Source organism: Campylobacter sp. MG1 (assembly GCF_026616895.1).
Taxonomy (GTDB): domain Bacteria; phylum Campylobacterota; class Campylobacteria; order Campylobacterales; family Campylobacteraceae; genus Campylobacter_E.
In genome coordinates, this window is sequence record NZ_JANYME010000001.1 from 236,289 (window position 1) to 255,158 (window position 18,870).

General features: G+C 24.8%; 24 protein-coding genes. 10 read left to right on the forward strand and 14 right to left on the reverse strand.

Going from position 1 to position 18,870, the window contains the following annotated elements; translation table 11 throughout:
• The first annotated feature begins 26 nt into the window (after positions 1-26).
• The 4 genes from NY022_RS01055 (at position 27) to NY022_RS01070 (ending at position 2,133) form a co-directional block, all read left to right on the forward strand.
• On the forward strand, positions 27-734 hold the full coding sequence (locus NY022_RS01055) for a conjugal transfer protein TraL (RefSeq protein ID WP_267523172.1): 708 nt from the start codon (positions 27-29) through the stop codon (positions 732-734).
• A gap of 89 nt (positions 735-823) precedes the next feature.
• Positions 824-1,072, forward strand: coding sequence for a hypothetical protein (locus NY022_RS01060; protein WP_267523173.1), 249 nt, complete (start codon positions 824-826; stop codon positions 1,070-1,072).
• Positions 1,059-1,694: a Fic/DOC family protein gene (locus NY022_RS01065; RefSeq protein WP_267523174.1), complete on the forward strand. Its 636-nt coding sequence runs from the start codon at positions 1,059-1,061 to the stop codon at positions 1,692-1,694. Before NY022_RS01060 ends, NY022_RS01065 begins: the two co-directional genes overlap by 14 nt.
• A gap of 61 nt (positions 1,695-1,755) precedes the next feature.
• Positions 1,756-2,133: a S26 family signal peptidase gene (locus tag NY022_RS01070; protein WP_267523175.1), complete on the forward strand. Its 378-nt coding sequence runs from the start codon at positions 1,756-1,758 to the stop codon at positions 2,131-2,133.
• Positions 2,134-2,153: 20 nt separating this feature from the next.
• On the opposite strand, the gene NY022_RS01075 is transcribed toward NY022_RS01070, so the two are convergent.
• The 4 genes from NY022_RS01075 to NY022_RS01090 are packed head-to-tail and all read right to left on the reverse strand — an operon-like array spanning position 2,154 to position 6,063.
• The gene (locus NY022_RS01075) at positions 2,154-3,209 is read right to left on the reverse strand and encodes a restriction endonuclease subunit S (protein WP_267523176.1); all 1,056 of its coding nucleotides are present in this window, start codon (positions 3,207-3,209) and stop codon (positions 2,154-2,156) included.
• Complete coding sequence (locus NY022_RS01080; protein ID WP_267523177.1) at positions 3,199-3,819, reverse strand: hypothetical protein; 621 nt, start codon at positions 3,817-3,819, stop codon at positions 3,199-3,201. The genes NY022_RS01075 and NY022_RS01080 overlap by 11 nt, the downstream gene beginning before the upstream one ends.
• Entirely contained in the window at positions 3,819-5,006 is a 1,188-nt protein-coding gene (locus NY022_RS01085) for an HsdM family class I SAM-dependent methyltransferase (RefSeq protein ID WP_267523178.1), read from the reverse strand. Before NY022_RS01085 ends, NY022_RS01080 begins: the two co-directional genes overlap by 1 nt.
• 31 nt (positions 5,007-5,037) lie before the next feature.
• On the reverse strand, positions 5,038-6,063 hold the full coding sequence (locus NY022_RS01090) for an IS1595 family transposase (protein ID WP_267523179.1): 1,026 nt from the start codon (positions 6,061-6,063) through the stop codon (positions 5,038-5,040).
• A gap of 353 nt (positions 6,064-6,416) precedes the next feature.
• On the opposite strand from NY022_RS01090, the gene NY022_RS01095 reads away from it, so the two are divergent.
• The 6 genes from NY022_RS01095 to NY022_RS01120 all read left to right on the forward strand — a co-directional run bounded on the left by NY022_RS01095 (position 6,417) and on the right by NY022_RS01120 (position 9,115).
• Positions 6,417-6,623: a hypothetical protein gene (locus NY022_RS01095; RefSeq protein WP_267523180.1), complete on the forward strand. Its 207-nt coding sequence runs from the start codon at positions 6,417-6,419 to the stop codon at positions 6,621-6,623.
• Positions 6,613-7,353: a zeta toxin family protein gene (locus tag NY022_RS01100; protein ID WP_267523181.1), complete on the forward strand. Its 741-nt coding sequence runs from the start codon at positions 6,613-6,615 to the stop codon at positions 7,351-7,353. Before NY022_RS01095 ends, NY022_RS01100 begins: the two co-directional genes overlap by 11 nt.
• A gap of 19 nt (positions 7,354-7,372) precedes the next feature.
• On the forward strand, positions 7,373-7,753 hold the full coding sequence (locus NY022_RS01105) for a conjugal transfer protein TraM (protein WP_267523182.1): 381 nt from the start codon (positions 7,373-7,375) through the stop codon (positions 7,751-7,753).
• A gap of 183 nt (positions 7,754-7,936) precedes the next feature.
• Positions 7,937-8,203 carry a hypothetical protein gene (locus NY022_RS01110; protein ID WP_267523183.1) on the forward strand — a complete coding sequence of 89 codons (267 nt, stop codon included), beginning with the start codon at positions 7,937-7,939 and terminating at the stop codon, positions 8,201-8,203.
• Between the two features lie 23 nt (positions 8,204-8,226).
• Entirely contained in the window at positions 8,227-8,907 is a 681-nt protein-coding gene (locus NY022_RS01115) for an AAA family ATPase (protein ID WP_267523184.1), read from the forward strand.
• Between the two features lie 4 nt (positions 8,908-8,911).
• Positions 8,912-9,115 (forward strand): hypothetical protein, encoded by a 204-nt coding sequence (locus tag NY022_RS01120; protein WP_267523185.1) that lies wholly within the window; start codon positions 8,912-8,914, stop codon positions 9,113-9,115.
• Positions 9,116-9,469: 354 nt separating this feature from the next.
• Here NY022_RS01120 and NY022_RS01125 read toward each other — a convergent pair whose 3' ends face one another.
• The 10 genes from NY022_RS01125 to mobB all read right to left on the reverse strand — a co-directional run bounded on the left by NY022_RS01125 (position 9,470) and on the right by mobB (position 18,847).
• Positions 9,470-10,420: an Abi family protein gene (locus tag NY022_RS01125; RefSeq protein ID WP_267523186.1), complete on the reverse strand. Its 951-nt coding sequence runs from the start codon at positions 10,418-10,420 to the stop codon at positions 9,470-9,472.
• 26 nt (positions 10,421-10,446) lie between these two features.
• Positions 10,447-11,310, reverse strand: coding sequence for an LPD7 domain-containing protein (locus NY022_RS01130; RefSeq protein ID WP_267523187.1), 864 nt, complete (start codon positions 11,308-11,310; stop codon positions 10,447-10,449).
• Between the two features lie 448 nt (positions 11,311-11,758).
• On the reverse strand, positions 11,759-11,941 hold the full coding sequence (locus NY022_RS01135; protein ID WP_267523188.1) for a hypothetical protein: 183 nt from the start codon (positions 11,939-11,941) through the stop codon (positions 11,759-11,761).
• 20 nt (positions 11,942-11,961) lie between these two features.
• Positions 11,962-12,978, reverse strand: a complete 1,017-nt coding sequence (locus NY022_RS01140) for a hypothetical protein (protein ID WP_267523189.1) — start codon at positions 12,976-12,978, stop codon at positions 11,962-11,964.
• A gap of 249 nt (positions 12,979-13,227) precedes the next feature.
• Positions 13,228-14,628, reverse strand: a complete 1,401-nt coding sequence (locus tag NY022_RS01145; RefSeq protein ID WP_267523190.1) for a UDP-N-acetylmuramoyl-tripeptide--D-alanyl-D-alanine ligase — start codon at positions 14,626-14,628, stop codon at positions 13,228-13,230.
• The gene (locus NY022_RS01150; protein WP_267523191.1) at positions 14,625-15,458 is read right to left on the reverse strand and encodes a hypothetical protein; all 834 of its coding nucleotides are present in this window, start codon (positions 15,456-15,458) and stop codon (positions 14,625-14,627) included. The genes NY022_RS01145 and NY022_RS01150 overlap by 4 nt, the downstream gene beginning before the upstream one ends.
• 3 nt (positions 15,459-15,461) lie before the next feature.
• Positions 15,462-17,333 carry a methionine--tRNA ligase gene (gene metG / locus NY022_RS01155; protein ID WP_267523192.1) on the reverse strand — a complete coding sequence of 624 codons (1,872 nt, stop codon included), beginning with the start codon at positions 17,331-17,333 and terminating at the stop codon, positions 15,462-15,464.
• 8 nt (positions 17,334-17,341) lie between these two features.
• The gene (locus NY022_RS01160; protein ID WP_214117534.1) at positions 17,342-17,527 is read right to left on the reverse strand and encodes a hypothetical protein; all 186 of its coding nucleotides are present in this window, start codon (positions 17,525-17,527) and stop codon (positions 17,342-17,344) included.
• Positions 17,514-18,377, reverse strand: a complete 864-nt coding sequence (locus tag NY022_RS01165; RefSeq protein WP_214117535.1) for a class 1 fructose-bisphosphatase — start codon at positions 18,375-18,377, stop codon at positions 17,514-17,516. The genes NY022_RS01160 and NY022_RS01165 overlap by 14 nt, the downstream gene beginning before the upstream one ends.
• Entirely contained in the window at positions 18,377-18,847 is a 471-nt protein-coding gene (gene mobB, locus NY022_RS01170) for a molybdopterin-guanine dinucleotide biosynthesis protein B (RefSeq protein WP_214117536.1), read from the reverse strand. Before mobB ends, NY022_RS01165 begins: the two co-directional genes overlap by 1 nt.
• Positions 18,848-18,870: the final 23 nt, after the last annotated feature.

Genomic DNA, 18,870 nt, shown 5'->3' on the forward strand with positions numbered 1-18,870 from the left:
AAAGTTAAAAAGGAGAAAATTAAAAAATGACTAAAATTCATTTTATTTTAAATGGAAAAGGTGGTATAGGTAAAAGTTTTATAAGCTCTTTATTATGCCAATATTTTTTGTATAATAAAGAAAGTATATTAGCAATAGATACTGACCCAAATAATACTACATTATGTAATATAAAAGCATTAAATGCAAATTTTTTAAAACTAATAGATGATGATGGTAAATTTAATGTAAGAGAATTTGATAAGATAATTGAACTAGCATATTCTAAAGAAAAGAAAAACTATATTATAGATTCAGGTGCTACTACATTTATCCCATTAATTGATTATCTAAAAGAAAATGAAATTATATCTTTATTAAAAAATGAAAAAATAGAAATATATTTTCACGTTCCAATAGTTGGCGGACAAGCTCAAGATGATACGATTTTAGGCTTAGTTCAGTTAATAAATAATTTTGATTGCAATTTTATTGTTTGGTGTAATGAATATCACGGCTCTTTAAATAATTTTGAAAATACCCAAGAATATAACGCCATAAAAGAAAAAATAAACGCATTAATATATTTAAAACAATTTAGCAAAGATACTTACGGAAAGGACCTACTAGAACTAACTTCAAAAAATCTAACTTTTGATGAAAGTTTAAAAGATAAAAGTTTTTCTCTTATGTCAAAACAAAGACTGAAAATATTTAGAGATAAAGTATTTGAACAAATTAAAATTATATTATAATTATATATAAATTATATATTTTATATATATAATTTATATTATTTTAAGTTTATTTTGATATAATTATTTAAATTTAAAAAGGAGAAAAAATGAAAAATTATCAAGAGTCAAATTCATTAAAAGAAAGTTTAGAAATTTTAAAAAGATATAAAAATGATGTAAGTAAAGAAGATTATGAAGATATAAAAGGCATTATAGGAAACCACGCAATAGAAAATTCATATGCTGATGAACTAGATATTATTATGATGGTAAAACAAACTGTCTATGGCTTAAGTGCTGATGAAATTATAGCTGAATACAAAGAAAAAGGTTATGTTGATTATGAAAGACATTGAAACATATTTTGAAGAATTGGTAACTAAAAACAAATTAGGCATAGAAGATTTTAAAGAGTTTGATAAAATATCTAGAAAATACACTACATCAAGAGAAAGAGAAATTTATTTAAAACCATTAAAAGGAAATTTTGATTATAAGCATTTAAAAGCAATTCATAAACATATTTTTCAAGATGTGTTTCATTGGGCTGGTAAGGATAGATTTGAACTTAATTTATTAACACCTATGTGCAAAGGAAATAGTGTGTTTTGTAATGGGCAATTTATACCAAATGAAGCAAATCGTATTTTTTCTAATTTAGAAAAACAAAACTATTTTAAAAATTGCAAAAGCATTGATGAATTAGCAAAAAATTTAGCTGAATTTATGGGAGATTTAAATGCCTTACACCCATTTAGAGAAGGTAATGGAAGAACCCAAAGAATATTTATAAATCAATTAACTCAAAACGCAGGTTATAAATTAGACCTAAGATTAATTGATAAAGACAAAATGATAGATGCAAGTATAAAGGCTATGGATTGTGATTATAGAAAACTTGAAACCCTTATTAAAGTTAATTTAAAAAGTTTTAAACAAAACCTTGAAAAAGAGCAATCGCAAGGAATAGGATATTAATATATAAATTATATTATTTTTATATAAAAAATATATATAATTTATATAAATAATTTAAAAAATGAAAAATATTTGTAAATCAATAACGAAAATAATTAAATATCTAATACTTAGCTTAGCTACATTTGTTTTAATAGTTACTCCTTTATTTTTTTCTTTTGGTTTAGTTATTAATACAACAAAGTCAATGCCCTTAGGCTTATATAAAAAAATAGATGGGCCATTAGTTAAAGAAGACTTAGTTATGTTAAAAATTCCTACTACAAATGAATATCTTATAAAAAAAATTGCAGCTGCTAAAGGAGATTTGATTGAGATTAATTCTAATGGCGTTTATATTAATAATATGGCTCTGTTAAAATATAAGATTGCTAATTCTACACAAATAAAATTATCTATAATCTTATTTAGTCCTATAAATAATATCATTACAAGTTGAAAAGTGTCATAATTGACACTTTAAAATTTTAAGATATTAAGTTCTATTTTTGAACATTTATAAATATTCTTTATGAAACTTTGCATATATTCATAATCAGGTTCATATACATTGTCGTTTTGTATCTTACTAGGTAAAAGAACTGCAAGACTATCTAAATCAGATTGTCTAAATTGATTACTAAAATCATACTTTTCTTTGCAAAAATTATTTATACAACAAGCTATAAAAATTTTACAATTTTCCGATAGCTTATGATTAACCAAAAAATATATATTATCGTCCCCCGCATATTTACCTCTGTGATAAAAGCAGTTTCCGAACATATCAATAGTTATGGCGTTAAGATAAGTATCTAATTTGCTACTATCTACATAAGTTGCAACTCCTTGATTTTCCTTACCTGCTGTAAGAAAAGGTGTATCTCCGTCTATCCTATCTGCTTTTTTTAATCTTTTACCGTGATATTTTATAAAACCTAATTCATCTATACTAAATTCTTTCCAACTCGCTAAATCAATATTTTCTATTTCTTTTGGTTCTACTTGTAAATTTAAAAAACTATCATTGACTTTTTTTTCAATTTTTTGCATAAAATCTTGCATATATTTATAATCAGGTTCATAAAAATCGCCATATTTTTTAGCAGGTAACATAAAGGATAATTTTAGGATTGAAGTTGATGAAATTTGGTCATCATATAAGATTTTTCCTATTTCACTTCTTAAAACTGAAACTAAAAAAGTTGCAGTGTATGTATTTAGTTCGTGGTCTTTTGGTTTTAAGCAATGGACTTTCATATCAAGAGAAGCTTTGCTTTCTTGATAAAAAACAGTTCCTAAAAACGACACACTAATAAAGTTTTCATATACTCTGTAATTTTTATGAGATGAAGTAAAATAGCCTATAATACCATTATTGAAATTTGAAGCACTAATACGAGGGATATTACCGCTTTTTAAATCTTTTTCACTCACACTTGCACCTGTTGGAATTTGAACTTTTTTGCCAAGTTTTTTTGTTTCAAATATATCGGCTATAGAAAACCTTTTCCAACCACTTGTATCAATTTTCATCGCCATTGCCTTGTAGTCTGATTATTATTTCATTGTTTTTAGACTTTAAAATATCACTTTTGTATATAATCTTCTCATATAATTCATCTTTAAATTCTTTTGTATCTATGTTGTTTTGAAACATTAAATAATCAAGCATAGTTTTTTTAAAATCACTCTCTTTTATCTCAAAAGGTTTTTGTGGCATTTGATAACTCAAACATTCGTTAGGTTTAATCCACTGAATAGTATCATCTCCGTTTTGTTTGCGAATTATATCTATCCATTTATTTTCTATTTCTTGCCAACGATTTTTAGTATCGTGACGACCTTGATTTTTAACGGTTTCTAATCCGTCATCTTCAATATAACAAGCAAAAATTTCTCTATTATTTTGAGCTACACCACTTGTAAATACAAAAATACTTGTAGTTACACCCTCTTTAAATGTATTTTCTGGAAGTTTTATAATTTTTTCTAATCTATGTTTTTTTAATAGTTTTTTACCATTATCTTTATCAAGTTTTTTATCGGGTAAAATAAAGGCACATTTTGAATTTTTTGGAACACAATCAAGGACATTGCTGACAATTTGCATACAACCATATTTACGCTCAAATGGTGGATTCATTAAAACTTTAACGGCATTCTCCCCCCCCCTAATTTTTCTTTTATTAACTCTTTTGCTTCGTCGCTCCTTGTATCTATATGAAACAAATTTGTTTTTCCATCTTTATGTATCATCATATTTGCATAAGCTAGTGCAATTATTTCTCTATCGTTCTCAAATCCATACAAGTGATATTTTTTAATTATTTCAGCTTCAGCAGAATTTACGCCACCTGCTTGTTTAATTTGCTTACTCATTGCCTTTACCAAAAATGCACCACTACCACACGCTCCGTCAAATACATAATCATCTTTATTTATATCTATAAGACGATACATAAAGCTTGTTATATGGTCTGGTGTAAAAACTTGTCCGTTATCACTCTTTTTCTTATAACGATTAAACTCGTTAAAAAATATACCCATAACATCTTCACCTTGCCAAAAATCAGAATTAACACACTCGCTAATTTCACAAACACAATCTATAAAGTCATCTATAGCTTCTTGGTTTTCTGTAAAGTTCATTTTTACTTCACTAAAAACTTCTAACAACAAATCAAGTTTTTGATTTATTTTTCTATCTTCTTGCAATGATTTACTTAAAGTGCTATGAATTAATGTATGAAATGGTGCATATCCTAAACCTTTTACACCTAAAAGAGCTCCGTCATATCTTTGTGCTACTAAAGCACAAGCAGTAAAAATCATTCTATGGTATAAGTTTTTAACACCAAATTTAAAATGAAGTAAATCATTTATGCGTTTAGTGAGTTTATATATTAAATTTTTATCAATTTTGTCTATATCAAAAAGCTTTATATAAAATGTTTTTGGTTGCAGGTCGTTTATTATATCAGTTCTTTCCACACCATTTAAAAATACCCTAGTTTTAATACCATTATACAAAATTCCAACTACTTTTTTATATTGGGAAAGGATAGTATTTGTATATTTTTCTATATCTTTTATCCAATCATCTTTATCAATGTCCTCTTTTTCACTTTTTGTGCTTAACACGATGGCAACCTTGACTTTGTTGTTTGGTAGATACCAGCCGTCAGGCTTATCTTTTGTTCCAACTTTAAAGCCTAATTGTTTAAAGCTTGTTATTTGTCCCACCCCTTGCTTGACACCTTTTTCATCATCATCAAATTTTAAAATTTTTCTTGCCTCGTCTCTTACTTCGTCCTCTGTTTTATAACTCATTTTATTATCCTTTTTTTTGTTTTTTATGCATTTACGCCACTAACAATGGTACAGCAAGTCTATTTGCTATATTTATGTTTTTACTTATACAATTGTTATTTAGTATGTGTTTTAGTAAAATTCGTTCTTTATCTTTTCTATTTTCTTTTGCAAAATTTACAAAATTATGATACACAAGATAGTTATTTAGGTATTTAGTTGATACACCTTTAAAATTATAAACTATCATAGCTTTTAGTTTGCTATGATAATTATTAATAGTTTGAATATTAAAACTCCCACAAGTATATTTATTGCGTGGTATTCTTATATGGTTTAAATCTAAATCGGACGCTACTTTTAAATAGGCTCTAAAACTATCTGTTACAAAAATACTATTTTTAGCTATTTTATTAGCTAATACATTTAATAAATTTACTAATTTTGGTTTGCCTAAATTTGATACTTTAGAAATAGACAATCCATTATGATTTATAGCACAAGATATACAAACCTGCTCTTTAGATAATCCACGCAAAGTTGCACTTGTGCCTCTTTTCTTTGCTAAGCGTGGAAAATTAAAATCCTTGTGATGACCTTTATAAGAGATAGGTAAAAATGTTTCATCGGCTTCAACGATACCATTAAGTTTAACTTTGTTTTGCATTTCTTGTAAGGCATCTAGGATTTTGTGTCGCCAAACAAAAGCAGTGGGTAATGAAATACCACAAATTTCAGCAGTTTTTCTTAGTGAATATTTTTCTATCATACAATGGATGTATTTTTTCCATACTGATAAGTCCTTTTTAACGCCATATAATATAGTGTTGTTTGAAGCTACAAAAGATTTTTTGCAATCAAGACAAAAAAAACTCTGCTTACCATTATTTCTTGTGCCATTCTTTTTAAAATGAGTGGATTTACAATACGGACACTCTTTAATCTCTTTGGTAAATGTAATTTTTTTCTCTGGTTTTTCTTTGTTTTTGATAGATTTTAGAAAGGATTTTTTATCATCATCACTAAGAGTATTAAAAAGCTGTTTTACTATTTCAAGCTCTGTACTTGAAGTTGCCATTTTACTACCTTTATTATTAATTCTTGTTATTGATATTATAGCGAAAAAAGTTAAAAAGCAATCTTATATTTTAACAGAGCCAATAATATTTTACAAGCAAACACAAAAATATTTAAATACGATACCTTTAATCAACCACTACACTTTAATCAACTAAAAACTATTTTAAAAGATAATGAATTTATTGTTTTAGGAGAACATATAAGAAGTTATGATAGTAGATATTTTGGTATTGTAAAACAATATGAAAATAATATAAAAAAACTTATAAAAATAATAACATTTTAATATTATTTTTATATAATATTTATATAAATTATATATAATAACATAATTTAATATAAGGAGAAAAAATGGCAACAATTATGGAAAAAGATGTTTTATTAGAATATGCAAGTTTTGGATATTTAATTAAAAATAGAGATACAAAAGAAGCTCAAGATGATTTAAATAAAATGCACGAAATAAAACAATGGTTATACTCTACTGATGAAGAAGATATAGATTACGAAAGCACCAAAGAAAAAATAAAAAATTTAAGGCAAAAATATGAAAATTGATGAGAATATTTTTAATATAATATGGTCAGATTTAAAAAAAGATTATATTATACCCGTTAATAATCCTAAAGCATTTGTTTTAGGTGGTCAGCCAGGTGCTGGTAAATCAAAACTAATCAAGCTTATTGAACAAGAGCTTAATAGCAATGTTATCGTAATAAATGGAGATGATTATAGAAAATATCATCCAGATTATGCTAATTTACAAGCTACTTATGGTAAAGATTCACCTAAACACACTGCTACATTTGCAGGAATGATTACTGAAATGATTTTAGATAAAGCTATCAAAAATAAATTAAATGTAGTAATTGAAGGAACTTTTAGAACCGCTACTACACCAATTAAAACACTACAATTATTTAAAGATAATGGTTATAACACAAATGTATTAATTCAAACTTGCCATAAAGATATTAGTTGGAAATCTTGTCTTGAAAGATATGAAAAAATGTTAGAAACAAATCCAGCTGAAGCTAGATTTACAGATAAAGCTCATCACGATATAGTAGTTGATAATCTAGCAAATAATATTAAAGAAGTTCAAAAATCAGGCCTAGTTGATAATATTAAAATCTATTCAAGGATTTTAGATAAAAAAACTGGTAATTTTAATCAAATTGAAATTTATAATAGTGATTTAAAACCTAAAGTTAATATTGCAACCATTAATAAATATTTAGGTTTAGAAAGAAATATAAGCGTAGAAAATTCATATAATTTTGATTAATTTACTAAGAGTAAAAAAAATGGATAAAAAGCAAATTATAGATGAAATAGCAAAAAAACATCATTTGATATTAGATGAAAATGACCCTATTTTTGCAATCGTTACAGCTAATGAAATTATGTTTGATGATTATATAAAGCAGCTTGAAAAGACACAAATAAAAAATAAAGCTGATTTAGAAAGCTATAAACAAAGTTTAATAAGTGATATCCAAGAAGAGTTTAAAAAACATCATCAAATTTTACAAGAACTGAAATTAAATAAAATTTCAAATTCAAATTATAACCAACTCCAAAATGAAAAAAATATAGACTTTAATAAAAAAAATATTTTTATAGCTTTTATTATAGGTCAGATTATATTTTTACTTATTGGTTTAATTATAGGTATATTATTATAGTATTATTTTTATATAATTTTTATATATATTTTATATAATTTTAAGTTTATTTTTATATAATTATAGTATTATTTTATAATAAATATTTTATTTGAAATTAAAGCATTTAAAATCGTTAAAAAATTAGAAAAACGCATAGCTCTAATTTTAATACCTATGCTAAAATTTTTAAAAAGGAAAAAAATGGCAACATTTATGGAAAAGGAAGCATTAATTGAACTTTTAGATGGTATTTCTGGATTGATTTCTAGAGTTAGTACCTTAGAAGAATTTAAAAATAACAAAGATATTATAAGAGCTAATAAAATTACAGATGAACTTGTAGATACAGATTATTGGAATATAGATTTTAATAAATATATGGCAATAATTAATGAAATCACAGCACCATATAATACTATAGAAGAAGCAAAAATTGAAATTGAGAAACGAAATTTAAAGACTATATGAGAATTTCAAAAAGGAGAAAATTAATGGTAATTTCAATAATTAATGAAAAAGGTGGCAGTGGTAAAACCACATTAGCTGTAAATTTAGCAGCTAGACTTACTTTAGATGGCGATAGTGTTTTATTAATTGATGCCGACCCACAAAAATCAACCGAAGTATTTTCAGATATGAGAAGTCAAAACAATCTAAAACCTATATTTAGTAATGTATGCAAAACTGGTGTAAGTTTAGGTGATGAAATAAAACTTATGAAAGATAAATTTGATTCAATTATTATTGATACTGGTGGTCGTGATAGTAAAGAAATGAGAAAGGCAATTTTAAATTCTAATATAGTTATAATCCCAACATTACCTAGTCAATATGATGTTAGTGTTTTGTATCATATGTTTGAATTAATCATAGAAGCTAAAGAATTTAATGAAAATTTATTAGTTTTTGTAGTAACAAATAGAGTTTCTCCTAATCCATTCTTACAAAAAGATTTACAAAATTTACAAAACTATATAAAAGACTTGCAAGTTGAAAAAAATATTAGTGATATATATTTACTTGATAGTGTAATTTATGAAAGACAAGCATATAGAAAAGCTGTTATTGAAGGTAAAAGCATAAATGAATTTGATAATTCTAAAGCAAGTGAAGATTTTGAACAATTTTATCAAGAATTATTAGAAAAAACAAATAAATTTATAAAAGGATAAAAAAATGGGATTTAAAAAACTAAATGAAAACGATTTTGTAAATGCAGCAAGAGGTGAGACCTCTAATATGGATATAAATACAAAAAGAACAAAAAGTATACTTATTCATTTAACAGAAGAAGAAGTATTGGAGCTAACGCAAGAAGCAGCTAAGCATAGAATGAGTAGAAGTGCTTATATTAGATTTAAATTATTTGTAAAAGAATGATGCAATACAGCTAATAAATATCATAAAGGAATAGAATGGAAATAATAAGTATAATAGCTTTATTAATTTTTATTGCAAGTTTATCTTTTTGTGCCTATAGCATAGGTATGATTATATTTTTATTAATATTTGAAGAATAAAAAAAACAACTGATAAATTCATCAGCATCAAAATATGCAAACAATTTTAGAGCTACCATAGAAAATCCAGATTTTTTTTAAAGCTTATTTTGATTCATTAAATTCAAAATAAAACATATTTACCTTTTTAAGTATATAATTACGATACTTGGAAAGAATAAAGGCTTCTAGCCTGAACCACATAATCTCAAATATGAGTTTAAAATATGTGGTTCTACTTAAGTATTATTTTAGTTGCTTTTTTAACAAATAAATATCGGTATTTTATTATTCTAGGAATTTTAAACCATACTTTTTTTTCGCAATTTATAAAGAAATTTTCTATTGATTTTTTACCATTTTCTTTTAACTGGCTTGTCGGACATAATTTATTAAATACATATACTAAACATAAAAAGTCGTGCAATAAAAATTCTCTACCCAAATCATCATTCATATTATTTTTATATAAAATATATTTTATATTATATGAATATCCTTTAGGTTGTTGATTATTATTTGTATATTTATTTCCTAATTTTTGTAAATTTCCCCCTAGTAAATACAAAATACAATTATTATGTGCCGCAGCATTTCTTAAATTTTTAACTGCATATAATTCATTAAGTATCAATTGTTTTAAATCTTTACCTTTATAATATTTATTTATATAAAAATTATAAAAATCTAATGTTTCACTAAATGTTAAAATTTCCAAAAGATTCCATACTGCAAAATTAGAGCTATATTTTGTCATAAAAGACTCGGTATAATAATTTTTTTTACCATTATGGTATCTTTTTAATTCATTTGGCATATAGTTTTTTAAAAAATCTTTTACACTATTATATCCATCATCTTGATTATTAGTAGTGCATAAATAATTAATTTTTGTTTTTAATAAATGTTCGCATATAAGAGACAACTCCAATACTAATGACCTAAAACTTGCATCTAAAATATTAAACCTATGTAAAGACTTAAAATCTAAATTTTTATATATGCCATTATTATCTTTTTCATAACATTTATTAAAAGTTTTAAATTTAAAAAAATAATTTCTTTCTTTTAAAATTTTAAATACTTCTTTTTTGTTTATATTATCACCATTACTATCATCATCTATTAAAATATTTTTATCGTAAAAAAATTTAACTTGGTCGCTTAATTTTAAATTATATTTCATATCTTTATCCTTTTTAATTTATCTAATTAAAAATCATTTAAATTTATATCATTACTTTCTATGATTTCAACTTTTAAATCATATTTAGATTGTTTTTTGAGTTTATGATACATATCATCAATAATTTTTATATTTAATTCACTATCTAATTTAATTGCATTAGCTTTTTTGTCTAATTTTTCAAGCTGCATATTGTATTTATTTATAAATTCATCAACATCAACTTTTCTGTTTTCATAAAAACCTTTAGTAATATCTACGATTTTATCTGATTTATCAAAAATACTTAAAAACTTATTAATTTTTTTTAATTCTTCTTCATCTTTTATATTGTTTAATAAATAATTATTCATAGCTTTTAAACCATTATTATTTATATCATTAACTTTAAATCCATCAATTTGTATATTAACTTCATAGGTTTCAAAAGAATCTATATCATTATAATCAAAACCAAGTTTTTTAAATTCTCCAGCAAAAAAAGTTGCATTAGTATTTAATAATTTTTCCTTTGTTTTATTAAATGATTTTATTATTTTTTCCTTCTTTTTATTATCAATACTATCATCTTTATTTATATTTTTAATTTGTAAATCAACTATTTTTAGTAATATATTTTTAGTTTTTAAAACTTGTTTATGACTTTGGTTTGCTTTATATAATTTATTCATAGCTAAGTCTTTAAATTCAATATCTAAATTATATTCATTTGCTACATCTAATATTAGTTTTTTAAAATCATCGCTACCATTAATATCTAAAACACGCCCAAATCTCTCCATTGATTTTAAAAGAGAATCTAAAATAAAATCTTTATCTTTAATATCTACTTTAAGTTTTAAAAAATCTCCTTTATCTATCATTTTACTTTGATTATTTTCATATACCATAAAACCATCATTGCTAATACATTTTATATCTTTAAAAACCTTTCTATTATTTAATTCTGAACTAATAGTATTGTCGTCTTTATCTGGTATTATTTGTTTTTTAGATAAAACTTTAATAGCTTCTTCATTGTTTTCAAGTGCTTTTGAGATTAAAAAATCTTTCCAAGATATTTTTTTATGCTTTTTGTATGTATTTTTTTGTTCCTGGTTTAAATCTTCTAATTCTTTTTTTAATTTATAAAATGTAAATTTATTGCAGCCTTTAAAAGATTTTTTAATTTTTTCTCTTTTAATTTTAATTTGCGATAAATTATAATCTAATTTGCTTTTATTTTCACTTTCATATTTAATATATTCTTGCCATAGATTACTTGTTTTTACTTTTGATTGAATAGGTTCTTTTTCAAATTTAGTTTTATTTTTAATATTTTCATTTTGTATGCTCCAATCAACCTGCTTTATTTACAAACTGTTCTCCATTTACTATAGCAGTAATGCTTTCTTCTTTTCTACCTATCCATTTATTACTTGCTATCTCATCTTTACTAGGAGCTCTTTTTTGTCCCCATAAATACAATGATAATATTTCGCTTGTAAAATCACCATTTAAATCTAATCTAAAATTTGCCATGTTTTCTCCTTTTTATACTTTTAAATACCATTGTAGATCTCAATTGCTTCTTTTTCTGGATTAAAGTTTGAATAACCACAATTATCAAATTTGCGTCTATAACTAAGTCTTTTCTTTATATCATCTTCGTATGTAAAAATCTTATAATTAATATCTTCAAGCCTATGTTTATATTCTTTTGCTTTATCTTCACGCTCATCAAATTTATCAACAAGAAATAATCTATAAGTTACGTATGTATCATCTTCAAATTCAAAAGCTATATCTGTATAAACTGAAATTGAAACAGAAGCACCCCCTACAGGTAAAATAATAGGTTTAGTAAATCCTGCTATATTATTTTTAACTACTAGATATTTAGTATAATCAACCAGTTCTAATTCTTTATAATTAACATATTCTTTAGAATAAGCATTTTTTCTTAAGTAATCTTTATAATTATCTAGATTTATATCTTTATGTATCTCATATTCATGATTTGTAATGCTATTATAAATCATTTTATAAAGAATATCTTCACGCACTAATAACTTTGTAAAATCATCAACCACTACTCTTTTATAAAGCTCATCTTTAGGTAATATTCTATCTTCTTCTAAGCAATAGCCTTGCTGATATTTTTTATAGCCATATAAGGTTACTATTTTTTCATGACTTTTATTTGAGTAATCAGGGACAACTTTTAAAAAATAACTACATAAAGCAAATATTATTATCATAGGTATTATGCTGTATTTAAAAGCTAATTTGTTATTAAATTTCTTTTTTAATTTAAAGAAAAGTATTATAAAAAATATGATTATAAAAACTTTAAAATAAATTAGTGGATAAAGTATAAGTCCTTTGCAAAATAAAATTATTATTTGACTTAAATTTTCATAAACAAAACCATTAGCCTCAAAAAAGCAAAAAAGAATTGCGCCAAATATATTGAATTCTGAACTAACACCTACAAAAACTGAGTAAAAAGCAATCATTATTTCAATTATTATAAAAATCTTAAAAAGTATTTTTAAGAATTCTAATGTTTTTTTCATACCATACCTTAAATATTTTTCATATCATAGCATTTAGTGAAATATAAATATCAAAAAACTTTATTAATTTTTATTAATTGTTACTTTTTGTAATATTTTTATAATAATTTAAATAATATTAAAATTCTAATTTATTTTTAAAAATTTAAAAAATTTATAATACAAATTTCAAATCTGTATTATTAATATTTTGTTGTAATTAAATAGCTTATAATTTAAAAATAACTATTAAATACACTTAATCTACTTTTAAATAAAATTATGAGCATCGTTTGAGAATATTATTAAATCCTTTTCTTTAGTTTCATTAGCTAAAGTTTCAATTAATTTTGCTTTATCTTTTAGAATGATTTTTTTAATTTTTAAATTCTCATCATATATTCTAGCATTAGTCTCACTTGTAATAATTGCTAAGTCAAAACATTCATTAATTACTTCGCATAGTTTTTTGTTTAACTCTTCACTTGCTTCAATTATCCCTGGACTAACTAAGACTTTTTTACCTAAGTTATAATCTTTAATTATTCTATAACTATCACTCATACCATCATAATTACCATTAAATCCATCATCAATTATAAATTTTGGCTCACGAGAGATGATTTGTAATCTATGTTCTGTAGCTTTTAAATTAGCTATTTCTTTGCTAATTTGCTCGTAATTTAAACCTAAAGCCTTAGCTAGGTAAATACAAGCACATAAATTACTAGCATTAAAACTACCTAATAAATTAGCAAAATACTTTTCATCATTGCATTTAAAACTAAGCCCATCTAAACTAGCTTTTATCTCACTTAAAGCACTATCATAGCTAAAGCTCTCACCTACACTACTATGAGTGATTGCTAATTCTAATCTAGTGCTTTTTAGGGCTTCTTTTTTAACTTCTTTAGTATTTTCTATGTTTTTAAAATATTCTAAATGAGCTGTGCCAATTTGACCTATTATCACATAATGAGGGCGGACTAATTTTGTGATTTCTTCTATATCACCCTTTTTTCTAGCACCTGCTTCTATTATTAATAAATTTGTATTTAGGTCTAGGTTTTCATTAATATCTTTAATAAGCCCTAAAAGAGTGTTGATACTACCTTTAGCATAATGAATTTTAAAATAGTTTTGAGTAATACTAGCTAGGTAATGTTTGATACTTGTTTTGCCATAACTTGCAGTGATTAATACTACTTTACAATCTTTTAAATTGCTTATTTTATTGTAAGCTTTATCATAAAAACTCTTATTTACAAAATACTCACAAATATACGAAAGTAAAAATGCAAAAATTATAATATCTAAGGTATGTGGGTCAAGTTTGTAATAAAAATGAATTGGGGTAAATACAAAAGCACCTAATAAATTAAATAAAAATAATCTCTTAATTCTAGCTGTAAATACTAAGGGTTTATCAATATTTTTTGCTAAAAAAATTAAAGCTAAAAGATAAATTATAGCTACTCCTAAGGCTAAAAAATGATTAATATCACAAGTAATTACATAGAGTAAAAATGGTGCTATTAGATAATAAAAATGCCAACGCTTTTTAGAAAAATTAAATAAAACTCTTTTAAATTTATAATTATTTAACTGCAATACTAAAGCTAAATAATAAAGCATCAAAAAAGAAAACACAAAAGAAACTATATAAATCATAAAAATAACCCTTTATCTTGTTTATTATTAATTTGTTCCAAAAACTTAATTTTATCACCTTTATAAAGCATAAAAGTATAATTTTTAAGCTCAGTAATTTCAAATAAATCTAAATATTTTTTAATCTCACTAATAACTATTTCATTATTTTCAAAAAACACAACCTTACTAGCTTCACTCATTTTAACTTGTATATTTTCCTCATTAAAAAAAACATAATCTAACAACTTAACATTAGAATAATTAATATTTAATGAACTAGCAATAGCTACTGACTTTATAAAAATTTTAGGAATATTTATATTTTGATGATATTCATTATTAATCCTTATATCTTGATAAAAAAAACTTGAATTTTTAACTAAATTTATACTATATTCAGGTTTTTTGTAACTTAACCCTAATAATTTTAAATATTCCTCATCGCAACTAACTAAAATATGATTGCTACAAAATAATTCCAAATCATCCTTAAAATTTGACTTTAAAGGTTGATAATTTAGACGTTTAAAACATTCACAGTCTAATTCATTTATTAAAAAAACATATTTATCAATACATAAAAACTTAATAAGTCTTTTAATGGCTATATCTAAAGAATCAACCCTAAAATAAGCTATATCACTATCAATTATTTCTAGTTTTTTTTCTGAAACTATGGCATAAGCACCTAAAATTGCAGCCATTTTTGCTTCATCTTCATTATTTGTAAAAAAAGCATTAGCATAAGATAAATTTGACAATTTAGCACTAAATCCACTCAATTCACTTAATTGAGTGGAATTTATAATCTCAGCATTTATTAGCTCTTTAAAATTACTTAAATTCAATTTTTATCCAATCACTGCACCATTTTCACATTTAGTAAGCGGTGTTAATAAAACTAAACTTTCATCTGAATTTTTAGCACTTAAAATCATACCTTCACTTAAATGCTTAAATACTTTTCTACTCTCTAAATTAGCAAGTAAAATAATTTGTTTGCCAACTAAATCTTTAGCATTATAATATTTCGCAATTCCGCTTAAAACTTGTCTTTTTTCAGTTCCTAAATCAAGTTGGAATTTTAATAATTTCTCACTACCTTCTACATTTTCACATTCTAAGACGGTTGCTACTTGCATTTTGATTTTTGCAAAATCATCAATTTTGATTTTTGGCTCTTTTATTTCTTCTTTTACTTCTTCTTTGCTTTCAACTTTAAGCTCAACTCTTGAGAATAAATGTTCGCATTCCTTTAAATTAAATTCTTTTTGTAAATTAAACATATCGTTATATGTTTTAGTATCAATATTTACTCCTAAAGCATTAGCTATTTTTGCACTAGCTTTTGGCATAACAGGACTTAATAAAATACTAGCATTTTTTAAAATGTTAAAAATTACTGCTAATAAGCTTTGAGTTTGTTTGCTTTCGTTGTTTTTCATCATAGTCCAAGGCTCATATTTTGAAACCATCGCATTTGCTATACTTAAAGCTTTCATAATTTCGCTTATATATTCATTCATTCTAAGCTCATTTATAGCATTTATACTTGCTTTAAAATATTCATTTGCTTTATTTAATTCTTCGCTAAATCCTGATTCAAATTCCACTTTCAAATCAAAATATTTTTTAGCCATTGATATGCTTCTGCTTAATAAATTACCTAATTCATTTACTAATTCAGCATTTATTTTATTAACCATTGCAAGTTTGCTAAAATCTCCATCATTTCCAAAAGGCATTTGAGATAATAAAAAATATCTTAAAGGCTCATTGCCAAATTCATTTTTAACATCAATAGGATTTATTACATTTCCTACACTTTTACTCATTTTTTCGCCTTCAACCGTCCACCAGCCGTGCGCTCCTATCATTTTAGGCAACTCTAAATCAAGGCTCATTAAAAAACAAGGCCAATAAATTGCGTGAAATTTTAAAATATCTTTACCAACTAATTGAATATTTGCAGGCCAAAAAGACATTTTTTCATCATTATCTAAATACCCTAAAGCACTCAAATAATTACTCAAGGCATCAAGCCATACATAAACTATATGCTTACTATCATTTAATTCATCAGGTATTTTTATACCCCAAGAAAAGCTAGTTCTAGTTACCGATAAATCCCTTAAGCCTTGTTTTACGAATGCTATTACTTCATTTTTTTTGCTAGCTGGCATAATACAAGTAGGATTATCTTCATACCATTTTAATAATCTATCTTGGTATTTGCTTAATCTAAAAAAATAGCTTTCTTCTTTTAAAATTCTAGTAGGCTTTTTGCAATCAGGACATTTATCATTATCAAGCAATTGAGTTTTTGTATGAAAAGTCTCGCAAGATACACAATAATGACCTTCATATTCATCTTTATAAATATCGCCTTTTTCATACATTTTTAAAAAAATCTTACGAACACAATTTTTATGATTTTCATCAGTTGTTCTAATAAAATAATCATTACTAATTTCAAGTTCAGCCCACAAATCTTTAAAACTTTTACTAACTTTATCAGCATAAGCTTTTGGGCTTTCGTTGTTTTTGATAGCGCTTTCTTCTATTTTTTGACCATGCTCATCAGTGCCTGTTAAAAAGAAAGTCTCATCTCCTTTAAGTCTAGCAAATCTAGCAAGTGTATCAGCAATTATAGTAGTATATGCGTGACCTATATGAGCTTTGTCATTTACATAATAAATTGGAGTTGTAATATATGTTTTCATCTAAATCCTTAAAAATTAAAATCTTGTGAAGCACCTTGCGACATATTTTCATAAGTAGCCTTTACAAAAGCATTTCTTATATCGCACTCACAGAGCTTTTCACAATCTATACAAGATAATTTATTTTGTGTTTTTTGTTGGCAATCTTGCAAATTCTTTTTAGCAATTTGCAAATTACTCTCATAAATATTCATCTAAATATGCCTTTTCACTGATTGAACCAAGATAACAAGGTGTGCTTGCGTGAATTGTGCTAAATTTTAAATTAAGCAAACTCTCATATCCTTTAGAACCTTTTATCCCATCACTTGAAAATCCACCAGCTTTTTCGTAAATATAAGCGAAAGGAAATACTTCAAATAAAGCCCTAAGTTTTCCTAATTTACCATCATTTAATGTAGCTTCGCTTGTATTTGGATATGAAAACAATCCCCCACCTTTTATTAAAATCTGATGCAAATCACTAACCATAGCACCGCTATATCTTAAGCGGTATCCATCACTAAATATTTTATCAATCATTGCTTTATGAGCTTTACTCCAATCTTTTTGAGTGCCACCTGTTGCGTTTAATTTGCCTTTTTCATTTAGTTTTAAATCTTTTAAGAATTTAAATTCTTTTCCATCGTATTCATATAATTTTGGCTCATTTATACAAACTACTAATTGAGTTCTAGGGCCATAAATTGAATAAATAGCTGCTTTTAAACTATTAGGCTCTGCAGTATTTTCATAGATAGCAAATATACTTCCTACTGCAAAATTAACATCAAATAAAGAAGAGCCATCAAGTGGGTCATACGCAACTATATATTTTGCATCATCGTATAAAAATTGCGGATTTTCTTTTTCTTCACTAATAATTGCTTTAATTGAGCCAATTTTACTAAGCTCGTTTGTAATTATCATATCGCTTAATACATCTTGTTTTAGTTGTAAATCCCCACTAGCATTGCTTAATTCTGTATAGCCATATTCAGGGTTATCAAAGCTTTGCTTAATCTTTAAAACGCTTTGTTTTATAGCTTCTATTATTTCTTGCATTAAATCTCCTTAGCATTATTCAAAACAAATTCACTAATACTAGCAATATCATCTAAATTAAATTGCTTTAAACCATAATCTTTATTAGAATAACTAGCTAATGCTAAAGAATATTCTAAATAACTCTCATCAACTTCTTTGCAAAACACACATAATCTTGGTAAAGGCAAACTTTTAAGTCCTTCAACTAAAACAATATCAGCACTAAATTGCTTTATTATTTGCTCTATTTCTAAGCTTTCGTGATAAAAAATAGTGGTTTTTACAGGACTTAAAACTGCAACTTCAGCACCCGTTTGATAGAATTTAAAACTATCTTTACCATTCGTATCAAATACTGCTTTATCTTTTGGGTCGTGCTTAATTATTGCTACCTTTAAGCCAAGCTTTTGTAAATGCTCTGAAATTTTACAAATTAGTGTAGTTTTGCCCGAATTTGATGGGCCAGTAAATGCGAATGCTTTTTTCATTTATTTACCTTTTTTATTGAAAA

Coding starts and splice junctions, on each gene's coding strand:
- NY022_RS01055 (WP_267523172.1), top strand. CDS start 27: ATGACTAAAATTCATTTTATTTTAAATGGAAAAGGTGGTATAGGTAAA.
- NY022_RS01060 (WP_267523173.1), top strand. CDS start 824: ATGAAAAATTATCAAGAGTCAAATTCATTAAAAGAAAGTTTAGAAATT.
- NY022_RS01065 (WP_267523174.1), top strand. CDS start 1,059: ATGAAAGACATTGAAACATATTTTGAAGAATTGGTAACTAAAAACAAA.
- NY022_RS01070 (WP_267523175.1), top strand. CDS start 1,756: ATGAAAAATATTTGTAAATCAATAACGAAAATAATTAAATATCTAATA.
- NY022_RS01075 (WP_267523176.1), bottom strand. CDS start 3,209: ATGAAAATTGATACAAGTGGTTGGAAAAGGTTTTCTATAGCCGATATA.
- NY022_RS01080 (WP_267523177.1), bottom strand. CDS start 3,819: ATGAATCCACCATTTGAGCGTAAATATGGTTGTATGCAAATTGTCAGC.
- NY022_RS01085 (WP_267523178.1), bottom strand. CDS start 5,006: ATGAGTTATAAAACAGAGGACGAAGTAAGAGACGAGGCAAGAAAAATT.
- NY022_RS01090 (WP_267523179.1), bottom strand. CDS start 6,063: ATGGCAACTTCAAGTACAGAGCTTGAAATAGTAAAACAGCTTTTTAAT.
- NY022_RS01095 (WP_267523180.1), top strand. CDS start 6,417: ATGGCAACAATTATGGAAAAAGATGTTTTATTAGAATATGCAAGTTTT.
- NY022_RS01100 (WP_267523181.1), top strand. CDS start 6,613: ATGAAAATTGATGAGAATATTTTTAATATAATATGGTCAGATTTAAAA.
- NY022_RS01105 (WP_267523182.1), top strand. CDS start 7,373: ATGGATAAAAAGCAAATTATAGATGAAATAGCAAAAAAACATCATTTG.
- NY022_RS01110 (WP_267523183.1), top strand. CDS start 7,937: ATGGCAACATTTATGGAAAAGGAAGCATTAATTGAACTTTTAGATGGT.
- NY022_RS01115 (WP_267523184.1), top strand. CDS start 8,227: ATGGTAATTTCAATAATTAATGAAAAAGGTGGCAGTGGTAAAACCACA.
- NY022_RS01120 (WP_267523185.1), top strand. CDS start 8,912: ATGGGATTTAAAAAACTAAATGAAAACGATTTTGTAAATGCAGCAAGA.
- NY022_RS01125 (WP_267523186.1), bottom strand. CDS start 10,420: ATGAAATATAATTTAAAATTAAGCGACCAAGTTAAATTTTTTTACGAT.
- NY022_RS01130 (WP_267523187.1), bottom strand. CDS start 11,310: ATGGTATATGAAAATAATCAAAGTAAAATGATAGATAAAGGAGATTTT.
- NY022_RS01135 (WP_267523188.1), bottom strand. CDS start 11,941: ATGGCAAATTTTAGATTAGATTTAAATGGTGATTTTACAAGCGAAATA.
- NY022_RS01140 (WP_267523189.1), bottom strand. CDS start 12,978: ATGAAAAAAACATTAGAATTCTTAAAAATACTTTTTAAGATTTTTATA.
- NY022_RS01145 (WP_267523190.1), bottom strand. CDS start 14,628: ATGATTTATATAGTTTCTTTTGTGTTTTCTTTTTTGATGCTTTATTAT.
- metG (WP_267523192.1), bottom strand. CDS start 17,333: ATGAAAACATATATTACAACTCCAATTTATTATGTAAATGACAAAGCT.
- NY022_RS01160 (WP_214117534.1), bottom strand. CDS start 17,527: ATGAATATTTATGAGAGTAATTTGCAAATTGCTAAAAAGAATTTGCAA.
- NY022_RS01165 (WP_214117535.1), bottom strand. CDS start 18,377: ATGCAAGAAATAATAGAAGCTATAAAACAAAGCGTTTTAAAGATTAAG.
- mobB (WP_214117536.1), bottom strand. CDS start 18,847: ATGAAAAAAGCATTCGCATTTACTGGCCCATCAAATTCGGGCAAAACT.